Annotated in this window: 10 protein-coding genes; 2 read left to right on the top strand and 8 right to left on the bottom strand. The window is 52.0% G+C overall.

Features of this window, described 5'->3' with window-relative positions; all coding sequences use genetic code 11:
- Nucleotides 1-2 precede the first annotated feature (2 nt).
- The 8 genes from HNV11_RS17965 to HNV11_RS17930 all read right to left on the bottom strand — a co-directional run bounded on the left by HNV11_RS17965 (nucleotide 3) and on the right by HNV11_RS17930 (nucleotide 11,865).
- Nucleotides 3-1,208 (bottom strand): sensor histidine kinase, encoded by a 1,206-nt coding sequence (locus tag HNV11_RS17965; RefSeq protein ID WP_171740973.1) that lies wholly within the window; start codon nucleotides 1,206-1,208, stop codon nucleotides 3-5.
- A 494-nt stretch (nucleotides 1,209-1,702) separates the two neighbouring features.
- Nucleotides 1,703-3,133: a TolC family protein gene (locus HNV11_RS17960; RefSeq protein ID WP_171740972.1), complete on the bottom strand. Its 1,431-nt coding sequence runs from the start codon at nucleotides 3,131-3,133 to the stop codon at nucleotides 1,703-1,705.
- Entirely contained in the window at nucleotides 3,126-6,329 is a 3,204-nt protein-coding gene (locus HNV11_RS17955) for an efflux RND transporter permease subunit (protein ID WP_171740971.1), read from the bottom strand. Before HNV11_RS17955 ends, HNV11_RS17960 begins: the two co-directional genes overlap by 8 nt.
- Before the next feature lie 30 nt (nucleotides 6,330-6,359).
- Nucleotides 6,360-7,463 (bottom strand): efflux RND transporter periplasmic adaptor subunit, encoded by a 1,104-nt coding sequence (locus tag HNV11_RS17950; protein ID WP_171740970.1) that lies wholly within the window; start codon nucleotides 7,461-7,463, stop codon nucleotides 6,360-6,362.
- 68 nt (nucleotides 7,464-7,531) lie between these two features.
- Nucleotides 7,532-7,810, bottom strand: a complete 279-nt coding sequence (locus HNV11_RS17945) for a hypothetical protein (protein WP_171740969.1) — start codon at nucleotides 7,808-7,810, stop codon at nucleotides 7,532-7,534.
- 213 nt (nucleotides 7,811-8,023) lie between these two features.
- On the bottom strand, nucleotides 8,024-9,379 hold the full coding sequence (locus HNV11_RS17940; RefSeq protein WP_171740968.1) for a sensor histidine kinase: 1,356 nt from the start codon (nucleotides 9,377-9,379) through the stop codon (nucleotides 8,024-8,026).
- An 86-nt stretch (nucleotides 9,380-9,465) separates the two neighbouring features.
- Nucleotides 9,466-10,137 (bottom strand): response regulator, encoded by a 672-nt coding sequence (locus HNV11_RS17935; RefSeq protein ID WP_171740967.1) that lies wholly within the window; start codon nucleotides 10,135-10,137, stop codon nucleotides 9,466-9,468.
- A gap of 63 nt (nucleotides 10,138-10,200) precedes the next feature.
- Nucleotides 10,201-11,865, bottom strand: a complete 1,665-nt coding sequence (locus HNV11_RS17930) for a M28 family metallopeptidase (RefSeq protein WP_171740966.1) — start codon at nucleotides 11,863-11,865, stop codon at nucleotides 10,201-10,203.
- Between the two features lie 492 nt (nucleotides 11,866-12,357).
- On the opposite strand from HNV11_RS17930, the gene HNV11_RS17925 reads away from it, so the two are divergent.
- Together HNV11_RS17925 and HNV11_RS17920 are read left to right on the top strand one after the other, a co-directional pair.
- Nucleotides 12,358-15,459 (top strand): SusC/RagA family TonB-linked outer membrane protein, encoded by a 3,102-nt coding sequence (locus tag HNV11_RS17925; RefSeq protein WP_240163546.1) that lies wholly within the window; start codon nucleotides 12,358-12,360, stop codon nucleotides 15,457-15,459.
- Nucleotides 15,460-15,513: 54 nt separating this feature from the next.
- The gene (locus HNV11_RS17920) at nucleotides 15,514-16,977 is read left to right on the top strand and encodes a SusD/RagB family nutrient-binding outer membrane lipoprotein (protein ID WP_171740964.1); all 1,464 of its coding nucleotides are present in this window, start codon (nucleotides 15,514-15,516) and stop codon (nucleotides 16,975-16,977) included.
- The last annotated feature ends 797 nt before the right edge of the window (nucleotides 16,978-17,774 follow it).

Here is a 17,774-nt window from a genome sequence, read left to right as displayed (position 1 = left end):
CCTCAGGCAGATAAGCCGCTGATCATCGCGGGAGCCGCCGACTCCGGCAGGTAGATAGTAAACGTAGCGCCTTCGCCGGGCTGGCTATGCGCGTTGATATAGCCGTCGTGGTTTTCAATAACTTTCTGGACAATGGCCAAGCCGATACCGGTTCCCTGGTATTCGGTGCGTGTATGCAGTCGCTGAAAGGCGGTGAAAATCCGGTCGAGGTATTTTTCGTCAAAGCCTATACCGTTGTCCGCGATGTGAATGGCATAAAACATCCGGTCGAGGTCGGCAGTGGCGACGGTCTGGCCCGGCATTGTCTGGATGGCCCGGCCGCTAAGCTGCTCACAGGTGATCCGAACGTGGGGTGTATCACCCGGCTTAATAAATTTAAGCGCGTTACTCAGCAGGTTCTGAAACAACTGCCGCAGCTGTACTGCATCGCCCATGACGGCTGGCAGTTCAGGTATTTCGACCACGGCCTGCCGGTCGCGAATGGCCGTTTCCAGGTCGCCGAGTACATCATTGACGATTTTCTGCAGATTGACGGATTGAAAGGGCTCCTGCTGCGAAGACAGGCGCGAAAAGGCCAGCAGATCGCGAATTAGTGCATTCATCCGACCCGCAGCCAGCTGCATTCTTCGGATCAGGTCAATGTTTTCTTCGCTCGATACGTCGGTGGCCTGCCCGCGCAGAATGTCGCCGAACGACTGAATTTTACGCAGCGGTTCCTGCAGGTCATGACTAACCACGTAAGCGAACCGTTCCAGGCTCTGGTTCGACCGTTGCAGGTTGTCGATCAGCTTCCGGAGTTCCAGTTCGTATTGTTTAGTGGCTGAGATGTCTGTAAAGGCAACCGCAATGCCATCCCCATGTTTCTGAAGCGTAAGCCTAAACCAGCCTTCATCGGAATGGCTCGCCAGCGGGGACTGGATATCGGCCTGATATACCTCGCCGGTCTCCACAACGTGCCGGGCCTGCTGCCATAGCTCAGTTGCTATATAATGCGGGAAAAGCTCGGTGCCGGTGCGGTTAAGCATCTCCTGCTCACTCATGCCGACAATTTCCTCGGCCCGCCGATTCGCCAAGATCAACCGGAAATCCTGAATGTTGTCGGTAGCCGTGCGCAGGCAGTCAAACAGCATAATCCCATTCCCGGAAAGATTCAGCGCAGCCCGTAGGAGAGCCGGGCTGGCAGAAGGTGTCATGGAAGGACTTTTCATGGTTCTGGTGTTGAGTTACGGTAGCAGTAATACCCTGTGAAAGTGCATAATACAACGCTAATAATTCTATTTTGTTATAGAATTAGTCCGGTGGTAATTCTACTCAATAAAGCGCTGATTACTACTTATCAAAAGCAATGCCAGCTTCCCGTTCCGAGCGGATGGACTGCATCTGGCAATGCAAAATTTTTACCGATCCCAATATCCAGTTCTGGTAATCTGCCCCTCCGTGAATGACGTAGCTCAAGCGCTGAAAATCGGCCCAAATTTATAATGAATCCTGAATTTGAAAAACTGCATTCCGGAAAATTGAAGTCTGCCTTTTCCAGGATATTTACTAGTCGGGCCGTTAGCGACTAGAAGGAGCGCGCAAACAAAAAGCCTCAGGGGTGATCCCTGAGGCCGAAAAAAGCATAACACCCTTAAAACGGTACGAATGCGCCTTTATTGTGCAGTCTGAAACATAGACTCTATTATTTAGCGCTTTTTTTGAGTTAATTCCAGCCGCCACCCAGCGCGCGGTAGGCATTGACCATGGCATTCAACTGCTCTACTTTGGTTTCAACCAGATCAAACCGTGATTCCAGCGCGTCGCGTTGAGTCAGCAGAACTTCCATGTAGTCGGCCCGGGCTGATTTGAAGAGCGTGTTGGAAATATTGGTTGACTGAATCAGGGCATCCACCTGTTTCGCTTTCAGATCATAGCTCTTCTGCAGGTTGCTCATGTTAGCCAACTGGTTGGCCACCTCAATATAAGCGTTCAGAATAGTACGTTCGTAATTATAAACGGCCTGAATCTGTCTGGCATTGGCGCTATAATACAGGGACTTTATAGCGTTCCGATTGACCAGTGGCCTGGTTAAGCCGCCAATCAACGAATAAAGCAGGGATTCCGGCGTAAACAGCAGGGCGGGATTATAGGAGTTCAACCCCACAGCGGCCGAAATGTCCAGCGAAGGAAGAAAGTTCGCTCTGGCCACCTGCACATCCAGCCGGGCGGCTTCCAGATCCCGTTCGGCCCGTCGGATATCCGGACGGTTTTGCAGCAGTTGCGATGGAATACCGGCATGCATGGCTTCAGGCACTAAGGTGTTGAAGTCTGGCGAACTCCGTTGAACAGGCTGCGGGAACCGACCCACCAGAAAATTGATCCGGTTCTCGGTCTCAACAATCCGCTGCTGAATGTCGAACTGAAGGCTTTGGGTGCGCAGGACCTGCGCTTCAAATCGACGTACCGCCAACTCCGTAACCTTGGCCGATTCTTTCTCTATCCGGACGATGGCCAGCGCGTTGGTCTGAATATCAATGTTCTTCTTGACAATATCCAGCTGGGTATCTAGACCCAGTAACTCATAGTACGAGTTAGCAATTTCGGCAACCAGGTTGGTGATCGTGAAATTCCTTCCTTCTATGGTCGACAGATACCGGACGGCCGCGGCTCGTTTGGCGTTGTGCAGCTTATTCCAGATATCTACCTGCCAGGAAACATGCGCTGCCAGGATAAAATCGGGCAGAGGATTGGGAAATTCATGACCGGGCCGGATTTCCGTACTTTCTTCAATGGCGCCCGGCCGGGTGTAGCGGCCCACCTTATCGACCCCCGCCCCCGCTTCGAGGTTAACAAACGGCAGGTATTCCCCGGTGCGGGCTCGTATTTCGTTCTGGGCCACCTGAATTTCCTGCAACGTAATGTTCAACTCCTGGTTGTTGTGCAGAGCCGTATCAATCAGGGCAGTCAGGTAAGGGTCGGTGAAAAATTCCCGCCACTTGAGTTTACCCGTATTGAGGGTATCCTGACCGGTATTGTAGCTGACAGGAACGGTTCTGTTCTCGGTTCTTCCAACCAGCGCCGGAGTTTTGCATGCCGTCATGGCCAACGACAGGCAGGCGACTCCCAGGCATATATAAATGAGTTTTTTAAACATGGTTTGTACTTTCTTCGGTTACAGGAAACGCGTCTAATTGATGCACCAGATTTTCGGTCAATGAATCATCCTCTTCACCTTTGATCATCTTGCGGCCATCGGCCAGATTGCCGAATATGTAGTACAGACCAGGGATGATAATGACCCCAAAAATGGTTCCGAATAACATACCCCCCAGGGCAGATGCACCAATGGTACGGTTACCAATTGCACCGGCGCCCGTTGCAAGAATCAGCGGAATCAACCCGGCCACGAAGGCGAATGAGGTCATCAGAATCGGGCGGAAACGGACCCTGGCTCCTTCAATGGCTGCGTTCAGGATCGTTTCGCCCTGCTGACGTTTCTGAACAGCAAACTCAACGATCAGCACGGCATTTTTACCTAACAGACCCACCAGCATGATGAGGCCAATCTGGGCATAGATGTTGTTCTCCAGCCCCATCAGCTTCAGCACCAGGAATGAACCAAAGATCCCAACGGGCAACGAGAGCACGACGGCCAACGGAATGATAAAACTCTCGTACTGGGCAGCCAACACAAGGTAAACGAAGGCCAGGACGATCAGAAACACGTACAGCGACTCGTTCCCCCGGATCGATTCGTCGTAGGAAAGTCCTTCAAACGCGATATCGTATCCTCTTGGCAGAGTCTTGGCGGCAACTTCCCGGATGGCCTGTATGGCCTCGGCGGTGGTGTAGCCCTTAGCCGGCAGACCCTGGATAGCAGCCGAATTATATAGGTTGAAGCGCGTGATTTCGTTCGGTCCCTGGCCTTTTTTCAGCGACATAAAGGCTGAGTAGGGTACCATTTCTCCGGCATCGTTTTTAACAAAAAGCTTTAAAATATCGGACGGCAGCCTTCTGAAGCTGGGATCGGACTGCACGTATACCTTGAAGAACTGGTTGAACTTGATAAAGCCCTGTTCGTAGGTGCTGCCGATCATAATGTTAAGGTTATCCATTGCTTTGCCGATGGATACCCCTTTCTGCATGGCCAGCTTATTGTCAATCTCTAGTTCGTACTGTGGATAATTGGCGGCAAAGAAGGTAAATAAGCCCGTGAGCTCTTTCCGCTTGCTTAGATTATCCATGAACTCTTTATTGATTTTATCAAACTCGCGGTAATCTGTATCGGTCGTCTTGTCCAGTAACCGCATGGAAAAACCGCCCGAGGTACCAAATCCCGGAATGGCCGGTGGTTCAAAGAATTCAACAACCGCCCCAAGACCTTTCGATTTTTCTTCCAGCTCTTCCATGATCTCCTTCACGTTCTGATCGCGCTCCGACCAGGGCTTCAGGTTGATCAGACACGTACCGGCGTTGGAACCACGGCCTTCGGTCATGATCTCGTAACCAGCCAGGGAAGACACCGATTCGATGCCCGGAACCTCTTCGCAAATTTTCTGGAGTCGTTGGGAGACCTGGTTGGTTTTTTCCAGGGTGGAGCCCGGTGGCGTCTGGATAATGGCGTAAATTGTACTCTGGTCTTCGTTCGGAATAAAACCAGCCGGCAGAACCTTATTCACGTACAGGATACCAAGGCCGAAAATCAATAAGACGCCGAACGTAACGACCCGTCGGTTAACGATCAATCGCAACAGGGCCACATACCGTCCGGTCATTTTATCGAATCCCCGGTTGAAACTGTCGAGCGCCCGGGTCATCAGAGTTTTCTTCCGGGCGTGCCCATGATGATTTCTTAACAGCATGGCACATAACACAGGCGTCAGCGTCAGGGCGATCAGGGCCGAAATCACGATGGAACTGGCCATGGTGATCGAGAACTGCCGGTAAAACGTACCAACCGGACCCGACATGAAGGAAATGGGCAGGAATACCGATACCATCACCATGGTAATGGCGATAATGGCTCCGCTAATCTCACCAAGCACTTTTTTGACCGCGCCAAACGGGGTCAGATGCGGCTCTTCTTCCATTTTGGCGTGCACCGCTTCTACCACCACAATCGCGTCATCCACCACAATACCGATGGCCAGCACCAGCGCGAAGAGTGTAATCAGGTTAATGGAAAGCCCGAACGCCTGAATCACGAAGAACGCTCCGATCAGGGATACCGGAACGGCCAGAATCGGAATCAGGGTTGACCGCCAGTCGCCGAGGAATAAAAACACGACCAGGGCAACCAGGATAAACGCGTCCCGCAGCGTATCAATAACCTGCTCGATAGACGCGTCCAGGAATTGAGATACGTCATAACTGATTTTATAATCCATTCCTGGCGGAAAAGACGCTTTCATCACCTCCAGTTTCTCTTTGACCTCGTCAATCACATCACTGGCGTTACTGCCGTAGTTCTGCCTTAACACGATGGCGGCCGAAGCATGCCCATCCAGGTTGGAATAGATATCGAAGAATTCGCTACCCAGTTCAACTTTGGCTATATCCTTCAGGTGGATGCTTTCACCTTCGGCATTAGCCCGGATAATAATCCCTTCATATTCTTTCGGCTCGCTGTACCGTCCCTTGTATGTGAGTACGTACTCCAGCGACTGAGCCGCTATACCAGAGCTTTGACCGATCCGGCCGGGACGGCCAATGATGCTTTGCTCACCCAGTGCCTTCATCACCTCTTCGACCGAGATGTTATAGGCCCGCATGCGGTCTGGGTTCAGCCAAACGCGCATGGCATACCGCCGGCTACCCAGTATCTGTGCCCGGGCTATCCCTCTGGTCCGCTGAATTTCAGGGATCATTTTAACGGTAGCGTAGTTGAACAGAAATTTTTCGTCAATACTCTTGCTCTTGGAGTAGAGGTTGACGTACATCAGCATACTCGGCTGAATAGGCGTAATAATAACCCCTTCCCGCTGTACCAGTTCGGGCAGGAGCGGCATAACCTGATCCACCCTGGTTTTGACCCGGATAACGGCATCATTCGGGTCTGTACCCGGTTCAAAAATAATCCGAAGGGTAGCCTCACCGGCACTAGTTGCATCAGTAGCGATGTACCGCATATCCTGCACGCCGTTAATGGCCTGTTCCAGCGTAATCAGCGTGGATTTAACCAGGACATCAGCGCTCGAGCCGGGATACGCAATGAATATGTTTACAGTTGTGGGGGCAATATCCGGGAACTGAGAAATAGGTAAGCTTTTGATCGCCAGCACGCCAACAAAGACGATCATGACCGATATGACAATAGCGAATACGGGTCTGCGTATGAATTTACTGAACATGTCTTCTGCTCTGCTTTTTAGAGTGTCTGATTATTCGGCATATAAGCCTAAATGCGAGATGACCGAATCAGGCTGCACGAACTTGGCGTGTATTTTTTCGTTCTCCCGTACCTGACGCAGGCCCTCCAGAAGGATCCTGTCGCTTTTCTTCAGACCGTCCTGAACAGCAAAAATGTGCGGCATCTCTGCGGCTAAAGTGATTTCCCGGGAACGAATCACGTTGTCTTTATCCACTACATATACGTACTTCTTGTCCAGGACTTCGAAGGTGGCTTTCTGCGGGATAAGCAAGGCATTTTTGAGCGGTATGGTCATTCGGATATTACCGGTTTCACCGTGCCGCAGGAGGCCTTTAGGATTAGGGAAGGTGGCCCGGAAGGCAATGTTGCCGGTTTCGTTGTTGAAATCGGCTTCAATGGTTTGCACGATGCCGGGATGATCGAACAGTTCATTATTCGCCATCATCAGGTTTACGTGGGTCTGGTTGTCTTTCTGAGTGTGGGTTTTGAAATCCAGATATTCGGCTTCTGGTACGTTGAAATACACCCACATTTTGCTGTTGTCCGACAGGGTGGTCAGCAAATCGCCCTCATTAACCAGGCTGCCCAGCCGAACCTGAAAGTGATCCATGATACCACTGAACGGAGCCCTGATCTCTGTAAACTGCAAATGAGTTTTAGCCAGTGCCACTTCGGCGTTTGCCTTGTCGAACTTGGCTTTAGCCAGAGCCAGCTCATTTTTGGATACGATATTGCTATCAGCTAATCGTTTGGTGTTCTGGTATTCGATGCCTACATAGTTGGCCTCTGCCTGCGATTTCTGCAGTTCGGCATTGTAAATCACGGGCATGATCTGGAACATGAGCTGCCCTTGTTTTACGTACTGCCCCTCGTCCACAAAAATCTTTTGCAGGTAGCCTTTTTCTAAGGCACGTAATTCAATATGCTGGATGGAGTGGATCTGCGATACATAATCTTTGGTAACCGTCGTATCCTTTTGCAAAGGACTGGTGACCAGGTACTCGGTTTCCTCCGTTTTCTTTTCATCGGCTTTTGTCGAACAGCCTATATTGCCCAGCAGGGCGCAAAAGCTTAGAAGAACGAGGATCCTTTTTGTAAGAATCTTAGGTAACATGGCTAATAAATAGGGGTTTGTACTGTTGGATAATACGACCTGAAAGAGGTATCTGAACGTCGACCGCTTTATTGGGAGGGGCGTTGAGCGCCAGTTCTGATTGGGGAGGTAGTCGGACTGCCGACGCGGCTGTCTTTCCGATGGGTGGCTCGCGTGCAATCCGAAAGCTGCTGTTGCCAGAGCCCGTTGTTAGAATACGACGGATGCCCTGCGCTGCTTAATTCAAACTCGTAGATGCTTGGCTGGCGACTTTGCTTGTACAACAGAAACCCATTGAACAGCAGGGAAAGAGCCAGTGCCAGCCCAAAGCCGTAAAGCAATATTGAGGGGAAATACCGACGCTGCATACCTTGTATCTGTATTTAGTGATACAAAACAAGCCGCCGACATTAAAACGGTATGAGAAGGAAATTAGAAAACATTAGAAAGGTTATAAACCGTACGCAGAAGGAAGCGAATAGCCAGAGTATATGATTAAAAAAATTATATTATTTAGCATTATAAGAATAGTTTTAGGGAGTTTTCAAAGCAGCCCGGTTAGATGGTCCGGTATAGCTAATCTAGGCCTGCCCAGGCAACGTAATCGTAACGACTGTACCTCGATTTTCGCTGGAGGAAACGTGAAGTCGGCCCTGGTGCAACTCAATAATCTTCTGGGTTACGGCCAGTCCGATGCCGTAACCGGGTACGCTCTCTACATTCTTGCCCCGGTAAAGCGGATCAAGGATGTACGCAACCTCGGCCTCGGCAATCCCGCGCCCCTGGTCGGTTACGGTTACCATGATTTGTTCTTCGGTTGATTGCAATTCCACGGAAACCGCTTCATTGGAATATTTGCAGGCATTGTCCAGCACGTTGAGGAAAGCCGTCGTCAGCAACGTGGCATTGCCTTTCACCGTAAACGATTGTTCTTCACCCGCTGTAAAGTGAAGCGGTAATTGTCGGCCCGGATACTTGGCCTGCACTTGCCCGATGGCGGTGAGCAGGCAGTCGTCTACCTGAACAGCTGTCAGGGTAACAGTTCCGTCGGTGACTTTAGCTAAACCCAGCAAGCCATTGGTCAGGGCAATTACTTTTTTCAGTTCGTCAACGGCTACTTCCATGCTGTCGCGCCAGTCGACGGGGTTTTGGTCGTACCGCAGCGAAGTCTCCAGCGTGCCCAGGGTGTTGGTGAGCGGTGTGCGCAGTTCATGGGACGCGTGGGAGACAAAGCTACGCTGAGACACAAACGCATCTTCCAGTCGGAAAAGCATCTGGTTGAAGGTCATGGCGAGCTGGGCGATTTCGTCCCGGCGATTCCCTTCATTCACCCGCTTGTGCAGATGCGTGGCGGTGATCTGCTCCACTTCATCCACAATCTGCGAAATAGGCCTCAGCACGCGTCCAGAGAAATACCAGCCAGCCAGTACCGTCAACGTAAAACCCAGCAGATTGGCCAGCAGCAGAATTTGTTGCAGTGCCCCCAGCTTGGCAAAGCCAATCCGGTCATAGCCAGAGGCAAAAATATAAAACTGCTGCCCCTGGTCCCGGTAAGGAATTACGATGGACTCTAAATGCCCGCTTCTGAACTCAAACAGTGAAGAGGTAGCCAGCAGTGGTATCTTCTCTTTGTAATAATCGGACTCTTTTAGGTTTCGATTGGTGAATACCAGATTATGCTGACTATCAAAAATGCTGATCTGTTCCTCAACGATGGTGAGCAGATCGGTACGCACCATATTCTTGAAGAAGTCATCGTGCAGATGCCGCCGGGAGATCAGGACTCGTCCGGCCACGCGGGCTTTCCCCTCCAGTCGGCTATAAAACTCTTCCTGGCGGTACAGCGAATAGAAATACCAGACCAGCAGCGACAGCGTGACCTGGATTGCCGTGGCCAGTAACGTAAAAATGATCGTGAGCCGATTGCGAATGAGCATGAAGATGTGTTAAAGCGGTAATCAGTGATAGCCATTCGTGGTCACAGCAATCCTTTATTGTCAGTCAATCACACATGACTGCTTAATTAATCTTCGCGAAGGACATACCCCATTCCGACAATGGTATGCAATAACTTGGTCGAAAAGCCCTTGTCAATCTTCTTTCGCAGATAGCTGATATATACGTCGATAACATTAGTGTTGCTGTCAAAATTCAAATTCCAGACCCGCTCGCTGATGTCGACCCGCGAAATGATTTTTCCTTTATTGAGCATCAGATATTCGATCAGGGCATATTCGCGGGTAGTCAGGTCGATGCGTTTGCCCGCGCGGGTGACGGTTTTGGTATCCAGATTCAATTCCAAATCGGCGAGCCGGAGAATTTGCGTTTGCTTGGGGCCGTGCCGACGTGTCAACGCCCGGAGACGTAACAGCAATTCCTGAAATTCAAACGGCTTGGCCAGGTAATCGTCAGCCCCGGCGTTGAAGCCATCCGCCTTGTCGGCCAGACTGTCCAGCGCGGTCAGCATCAGAACCGGTACGTCCTCGTTTTCTGACCGGATCAGCCGACATAATTCAAAGCCGTTTATCTGCGGAAGATTGACATCCAGAATGATGATATCATAAATATCCTTGCGGAACAGCGACAGGCCGGTACGGCCATCGTAAGCGACTTCGACCTCATAGCCTTCGGCCGATATGCCTTTTCGGATGAACGATACCACCCGCTCTTCGTCTTCAACTAAAAGGATTTTCATAATAACACATTGAGTAATGACGACTCTTAGTTGACATGGCTTCGATCTGTGCGCTGTCGAGGGCTATTTACCCTTCCCACTTTTACCAAACTTCGACCCGAAAAAATCGTTCGCGTTCCAGACGGGTCGGCTGTCGGCCTGGGCGGTCAGGTAGCCGATCAGAAACTGTAGCTGCACATGCCGCGCAGCCGCTTCCCAGTTGAACGGCTGGTCAATCTCATCCTGGGGCGTATGGTAAATGGTTGCGCGCCAGTCGAGGTTCAGCTTAGTGCCGTCGCGGCTGTCGCCGGTTGTAGAGCCGCTTTTGATGTAAATGGCCGGGATGCCCTGCCGCACAAAGCTGAAATGATCGCTGCGCATAAACACAGCCTGCTCCGGAATCGGGTCTTTGGCAATCGTTACGCCTACAAACTGCGCGGCTGCGTTCACGGCCCCTACCATACTCGAATGTTCGGAGCCATACGGCACAATGTCGAGCAGCGGATGGAAGAAAAACGGCATATCGAGACACAGATTCGCCACGATTTTATCCTTAGGTACGGTCGGGTTGCTGGCGAAATAGTCTGAGCCAAGCAAACCCATTTCTTCACCCGTTACGGCCACAAACAGAATGGATCGGCGGGGGGCCTTGGGCAGGGACGCAAAGAGCCGGGCCGCTTCCAGGTTAATGGCCACGCCCGACGCGTTATCGTGCGCACCGTTATAGATCGAGTCGCCCTTCACCGGTCGGCCAATGCCCAGATGATCGAGGTGCGACACATACACGACGTATTCATCCTTCAGCTTCGGGTCGGAGCCGGGCAGCATACCCACGATGTTTTCACCAATCAGCCCGTCATTCAAATCCGTCTGGGTTCGGGCGCGGACCGATACATTCAGATCAAACGCCTGCGGTTTGCTGCGGTTTGCAGTTTGCCGCGCTTCTTCAAAGGTTCGGCCCGCGCCTGCAAACAGCGTTCGGGCGGTAGAATCGCCCAGGGCGGCCACAACCTTTAGCTGCGGAAAGGTGCGCTGTGCCCGACCCTGCGGGTCGGTCCAGCGGTAGGTGGCCTGCCGGTTCCGGGGCGCATTGGATTCAATCCGGGCACGAACATCGGTTGGTAGACTGAACGTAATCAGTCCGACGGCCCCACGGGCGGCCGCTATTTCCTGCTTGGCCGAACCGGAGTAGGCCCGCTGGTTCGACGGAAACGTAGCCGGAGCGCCGTTGAAACAGGCGACAATCTTGCCGCGTACATCAACGCCCGCGTAATCGTCGTAGCCCAGTTCCGGTGCCGACACGCCAAAACCCACAAAAACGACTGGTGCCTTTACGTCGCTGACAGCTTCGCCAAAGTTGGGGCTCAAAATGAAGTTTTTGCCGTAGGTCAGCGGCTGTTCCTGCTGGTTCTGAATCAGCGTCAGGGAGCTGACATCTTCACGCAACTGGGCCTTACGTAAGGGCACTGCCTGCCGGTACGTCTTATTCTGTCCCATGGGCTGAAAGCCAAGCGTTCGGAATTGCTGTTCGACGTATTGCGCGGCCAGCTCAAAACCCCGGGTGCCGGGTTTTCGTCCTTCCAGTTTATCGTCGGCCAGGTAGCGCATGTGCGCTTCAACCGCCTGCGGACTGACGTTCCGGGCGGTCTGCTGGGCCTCAGCGGGTATGGAGAGGGCGGCCTGTTGTCCCGGCTGAGCCAGGGCTGAAAAGCCCGAAGCAGTGAGTAAAAAAAATAGGCGTGTCTTCATCGATATGGCAAAGCAGGCAAGATAATAGTTTTTGGCGTATTCCAGTAAAGGGCCTGGCGGTTGCTGACCCGGTTTTAACGGGTGAGCAGGCGGATTCCGGTTCGTTGGATGGCAATTAAAATAATCCTATATAATCTCTGATTACTTACGGCTATCGGGTGGACAGAAAACCTCATCTATTGATTCGTTCCTGTTTCGTAGTAGGTATATTTTGTAGTATGTAAATTGTAAAAATAATTATTTCAACAATTTTACTAAATACAAAATAATATTTTGAATAAAATTAATAATGCCTTTAAGTTAGTAGATGTTTTTGCTGCCTTCAGAATGATTTCCGGCAGGCTTTAACAAGGATATTCCTACAACAGATAGCCCTGGTTCAGGCCAGTCAGTAGTCATGTCATTTGTGGGTAAAGTCATATTCTGTTTTCTTAACTTAATATCTAACTAACGGTGAGAGATTTCTTTACGAGAAGTTATCTGGTTATAGCTATGCTGATGAGTTTAGCTGGCTATGCGCAGGATCAGACACTGCGAGGACGTGTGACGTCGAAGTCGGACGGTACGGGCCTGCCCGGCGCAAACGTGTTGATCAAGGGAACCGATCGGGGCAGCACAACCAACGCTGAAGGCGAGTTTACGCTCAACAGTCCACCCAATGCGACGCTGGTTGTCTCCTACATTGGCTATAAGTCGATTGAGGTGCCGGTTGGAACAAAATCGTCAATCAACATTACGCTGGAAGAAGATGCGTCTAACCTGAACGAGATCGTCGTTACGGCTCTCGGCATCACGCGCGAAAAGAAAGCCCTGGGGTATGCCGTGCAGGAAGTTGGCGGGAAGCAGCTGACGCAGGCGCGGACAACGAACTTCGTCAATGCCCTGTCCGGAAAAATTGCCGGGGTTCAGGTGACGGGTACCAACGGTTCTCCCGGCGCATCGTCGCGCATCCTGATTCGGGGCGCCAGCTCCATCGGCAGCAATAACCAGCCGCTGTTTGTGGTCGATGGCGTACCGATCGACAATAGCAATTTCGGCTCGGGGACGGGCGTTGATTACGGCAATGCGGCCGGTTCCATTAACCCCGACGATATCGACAATGTCAGTGTTCTGAAAGGGCCTAGTGCGGCTGCGCTGTATGGTTCGCGCGGAGCCAATGGGGTAATTCTGATCACGACCAAAAGCGGCCGGGGCACTAAAGGCATCGGCGTGTCGGTCAACTCGAATACTGCGTTCGACAGCCCGTTCCGGCTGCCTGATTGGCAGGATGAATACGGCCAGGGCAACAAAGGTCAGTTTTCGTTTGTGGATGGGACCGGGAAAGGCGTGAACGACGGGGTAGACGAAAGCTGGGGACCACGAATGGATGGTCGCCTGGTTCCGCAGTTTGATTCGCCGGTGGTTAACGGCGTCCGGCAGGCAACGCCGTTTGTGCCGCATCCCGACAACGTAAATCAGTTCTTCCAGACGGGCCGAGCGCTGACCAATAACATATCAGTAACGGGCGGCAGTGACAAAGGCGATTTCCGGCTGTCGTTCACGGATCTGAACCAGACGGGTATTCTGCCAAACACCGACTATAAACGGCGGACCGTTTCGCTGAACGCGGGCTGGAACCTGACGCCCAAACTAAACATCCGGGCTACGGGGAATTACGTTAAGGACGGCAGCGATAACCGCACCAACTGGGGGCTCTACTTCATCTGGTTCGGTCGGCAGGTCGATATGGAACAGTTGAAAAACTACCAGGCGCCCAACAGCATCTACCAGTACAACTGGAACTACAACTATTGGACTAACCCGTATTACTTCCTGAACCTGAGCACGCGGGCCAACGAGAAAGACCGGCTCTATGGGAACATACTGGCTACGTATAAATTTACGCCCTGGCTGACGCTAACGGCCCGCACGGGAACGGACGTTTATGAGGACCGGCGCAAGACCCGAAACGCAGCCCGGATCGACAATCTGAACGGCGCGAAACAATACGACAGCTACAACGAGGAGCAAGTCTTTGTGCGCGAGTCTAACTCGGACTTCCTGCTGAACGCCACGCATAAATTCGGTGAGTTCGACGTAACGGCCAATATTGGCGGCAATCACCGGACCAACTATGCCCAGCGTAACTACATGGGCGCGACCGAACTGGCCATTCCGCGCGTGTGGAACCTGGGTAACTCGCGTCAGGCCAAGGTGGCCGAGAACTCCTTCATTCAGAAGACGGTCAACAGCGTATACGCATCGGCGAATCTGGGCTTCCGGAACTATCTGTTCGTTGACCTGACCGCCCGCAACGACTGGTCGAGTGCTCTGCCCGCGGGTAACAACTCCTATTTCTACCCGTCGGCGGCTGTCAGCGCCATCCTGACCGACATCTTCGGGCTTAACTCCCGCACGCTGTCGTTTGCGAAGGTTCGGGCTGGGATTGCCCGGGTTGGTAACGACACCGATCCCTACCGCCTGATTCAGTCATACCGCTATGAAAATCCGTGGGGTTCTACGCCTTCGCTGTCAGAGAACAACGCCATGCTGAATGCCAATCTGAAGCCGGAACTGACCAACTCCTATGAAGTGGGGGCGGAGGTGAAACTCTGGAATAACCGCGTAGGGCTGGACGTTACGTATTACAACAAGGAATCTTACAACCAGATTCTGGACGTAAACGTCTCGCAGGCGTCCGGGTTCAACTCGAAACTGCTGAACGCCGGTAAACTCCAGAACAAAGGCATTGAGGTTCAGCTAACGGCGTCGCCGGTAAAAACCGGAGCCTTCCAGTGGGATATTACTGTTAACTGGGCCCGCAACCAGAACAAAGTCATTTCGCTGGCCGAAGGTCTGACAACCTATCAGCTGAATACGTCGTATAACCCGCTCACCGGTGCCACCACCACAAACTCGTTCCGGGGCGTATCGGTAGAGGCCCGCGTTGGGCAGCCCTACGGGACGTTCTTCGGGCAGGGTTTCCTGCGCGACCCGAACGGCAATATTATCTACGATAAGAGTGGCTATCCGCAGCTCGATCCAACCCGTCGGATTCTGGGCAACTTCACGCCGAAATGGATTGGTGGCCTGCAGAACACGTTCCGGTATAAAAATCTTTCGCTCAGCACCCTGCTCGATATGCGGTATGGTGGTGACATCTTCTCGCAAACTGTCAACATCGGCCGGTATACGGGCGTGCTGCAGGAAACGCTGGTAGGTCGCGAAGGGGGTATCGTTGGGCAGGGTGTGGTAAATACCGGCACGGCCGAGAACCCCGTCTATACGCCCAATACCACACGGATTACCTCGGAAGAGTGGCACAAGAAGTATTATTCGCTGACCAACAACGAAGCTACCATTTTCGACGGCAGCTTTGTCAAACTGCGCGAGGTGAAACTGACCTACGTGCTGGGCGGACAGGTGGTCCGGCGCTTACCCTTCCGCGATATTGCGGTTTCGCTGGTTGGCCGGAACCTGGCACTGCTGCACAGCAACGTACCGCATATCGACCCGGAAACGAGCTTTTACGGCGACGGCAACCTGCAGGGTATCGAAAACGGTCAGATTCCGACTACCCGCAGCATTGGTTTCAACATCAATTTCAATCTGTAATCCCAGGTCGCGAGTGCTGGCCGGGATTTACATTCATAGACTTTACACGATAGTATGAAACGCATATTCTATTCGTTCCGAAACAAAACGATCATGGCTGCCCTGTTGCTGGGGGCCTCGGCCTGCACGGGTGACTTCACCGAAATCAATACGAACCCTAATGCCCCGACCGTAGCCACGGCCGATCTGTTCCTGCCGCATGGTATTCAGAGCGCCGTGGATGCTTACTGGGGCGGTTCGCTAGGCATGGACGTGGGCGATCTGATTTCGCAGTATTGGGCCCGGATTCAGTACACCGACATTGACCAGTACACCATTGGCAGCGACGTATACGGCACGGCTTCCTGGCAGGTGTTCTATATCGAATCGCAGGCCGATTTTCAGCGGATTTATAAACTGGGGGCCGATGCCAATAACCCGAATTACCAGGCCGTGGCCGTCATTATGCGCTCGTGGGTGTTTTCGCTGCTGACCGATATTTATGGCGACATTCCGTATTCGCAGGCTATTCAGGGGCTGGAAGGAACGCTGCAACCGAAGTATGACGCGCAGAAAGACGTATATGCAGGGCTGGTAGCCGAACTGAAGGCCGCCAACGACATGATCGTACTCAATGACAACAGCAAAGCCATTGCGGGCGATATCCTGTTCAATAACGACTTGGCGAAGTGGAAGAAGTTCGCCAATTCGCTCAGCCTGCGGATCCTCAACCGGATGCTGGGCAAGGCCGATGCGCCCATCGACGTAAAAGCCGAAATCAACCGGATTCTGAGCGACCCAACCAAATATCCGGTTCTGGCTTCCAACGCCGACAACGTTCAGCTGAACTACCTCGACGCAACCAATAACAACAACCCGATCAATCAGAACCGTAAAACGCGCGACGATCATCGGGTCAGCGCGACGCTGGTAAATAAGCTCAAAGCCCTGAATGATCCACGGCTGGCCGTTTATGCCAACACCCCCGCCGATGGGGGCGATTATAAAGGCGTTCCGAACGGGCTGTCAAACGCCGATGCCAACGCCCTGGGTTTGTCGAAAACCTCGAAGGTAGGCTCATATTTCGTAGCGGCCACGGCGCCGGGCGTCATCATGAGTTATGCCGAACTGCTGTTCATCAAAGCCGAATTCGCGTACAAAGGCATTACGTCGGCGGGCGATGTAGCCACCAACTACACGAATGGGATCACGGCTTCTTTCAGCCAATATAAGCTGACGGCTCCACCGGCTTATCTGACCGCCAACGCCCTGAAAAGCGGGGCCGATGCCTACCCGCAGATTATGGAGCAGAAGTGGATCGCGCTCTTCGGCCAGGGACTGGAAGCCTGGACCGAATACCGGCGGACGGGCCTGCCGGCGCTGTCGCCGTCGGTAATCAACACCAACGGCGGGGTTATTCCGACGCGGCTGCCCTATCCCGGCTCCGAAGAATCACTGAACTACAAAAACTTCAGCGAAGCCTTAACCCGGCAGGGCGGCAAAAATGACATGAAATTCAAGCTATGGTTTGCTAAATAAGCCATTCGTTTTCTAAAGGGTACGTCTTCCGGGGCGTACCTTTCTTTTTCGACTACGAACTCCTATGAAAAACTTTGCATTAAAGCATCACAAACGTTGTTTTTCCTAAAAAGCAGGCGATAGGTTGCTGGCCCACTGGCTCAGTTTGGGGAGCAAATACTTGTTCTTCAAAGCGAAGTTGCGCAGGTGTCTCTAATCTATAAGCTATTTAGCGCGCTTGCCAGTGCGCAGGTTAACATATAATAGAATCTATTATTCAAAGTTTAGGTCTTCGCAAAATAAGTCTAGTTAATGGTAGCAGCCTTTACCATGTATTTAAGCTGCTCACAGCGGTTTGAGGGCTATTATAACCATAAAGAACTTTTGAAGTTATTTGCGCTGGATATTTGTTGGCGTCTAAATGTGTCTAATTATGGGTGGTTTGACCGACTTCGCAGTCGTAGGATAGGTTGTTTAGGAGTGTCGGGGTCGGGGAGTACGTCGCGGTGATTATTGGGCATTGCTTTCAACACTTCATACTCAGGCGCTATTCACAATCCGCAGTTTTCAGACATCTGGGCACCCACCGATGGGTTTATTTTCTAGGATAGATTTAAAGTCTTTGGCAAGGATGGATTCCAATTTTACTCCTTCACAATCTAAAAAGTAGTGACGTCCACTAAAACACCCTAAGCAGGTTTAATATGCTTAAAACATCATAGACCGGTGGTCTGCTTAAGCAGCCAACTGGTGGCGAATTCCGACAGCAATTCATTCACACCGGCTATCGGACTTATCACCCCGGTTATTAGTTGTGA

Origin of the sequence: Spirosoma taeanense (assembly GCF_013127955.1) — a bacterium.
GTDB classification, from domain to species: Bacteria; Bacteroidota; Bacteroidia; order Cytophagales; family Spirosomataceae; genus Spirosoma; species Spirosoma taeanense.
The sequence above is the reverse complement of the archived record's forward strand: the minus strand, read 5'-3'. Positions and strand labels throughout refer to the sequence as shown.

Excerpts from the sequence above, each read along its gene's own strand:
- HNV11_RS17965 (WP_171740973.1), bottom strand. The coding sequence starts at position 1,208 with ATGAAAAGTCCTTCCATGACACCTTCTGCCAGCCCGGCTCTCCTACGG.
- HNV11_RS17960 (WP_171740972.1), bottom strand. The coding sequence starts at position 3,133 with ATGTTTAAAAAACTCATTTATATATGCCTGGGAGTCGCCTGCCTGTCG.
- HNV11_RS17955 (WP_171740971.1), bottom strand. The coding sequence starts at position 6,329 with ATGTTCAGTAAATTCATACGCAGACCCGTATTCGCTATTGTCATATCG.
- HNV11_RS17950 (WP_171740970.1), bottom strand. The coding sequence starts at position 7,463 with ATGTTACCTAAGATTCTTACAAAAAGGATCCTCGTTCTTCTAAGCTTT.
- HNV11_RS17945 (WP_171740969.1), bottom strand. The coding sequence starts at position 7,810 with ATGCAGCGTCGGTATTTCCCCTCAATATTGCTTTACGGCTTTGGGCTG.
- HNV11_RS17940 (WP_171740968.1), bottom strand. The coding sequence starts at position 9,379 with ATGCTCATTCGCAATCGGCTCACGATCATTTTTACGTTACTGGCCACG.
- HNV11_RS17935 (WP_171740967.1), bottom strand. The coding sequence starts at position 10,137 with ATGAAAATCCTTTTAGTTGAAGACGAAGAGCGGGTGGTATCGTTCATC.
- HNV11_RS17930 (WP_171740966.1), bottom strand. The coding sequence starts at position 11,865 with ATGAAGACACGCCTATTTTTTTTACTCACTGCTTCGGGCTTTTCAGCC.
- HNV11_RS17925 (WP_240163546.1), top strand. The coding sequence starts at position 12,358 with ATGCTGATGAGTTTAGCTGGCTATGCGCAGGATCAGACACTGCGAGGA.
- HNV11_RS17920 (WP_171740964.1), top strand. The coding sequence starts at position 15,514 with ATGAAACGCATATTCTATTCGTTCCGAAACAAAACGATCATGGCTGCC.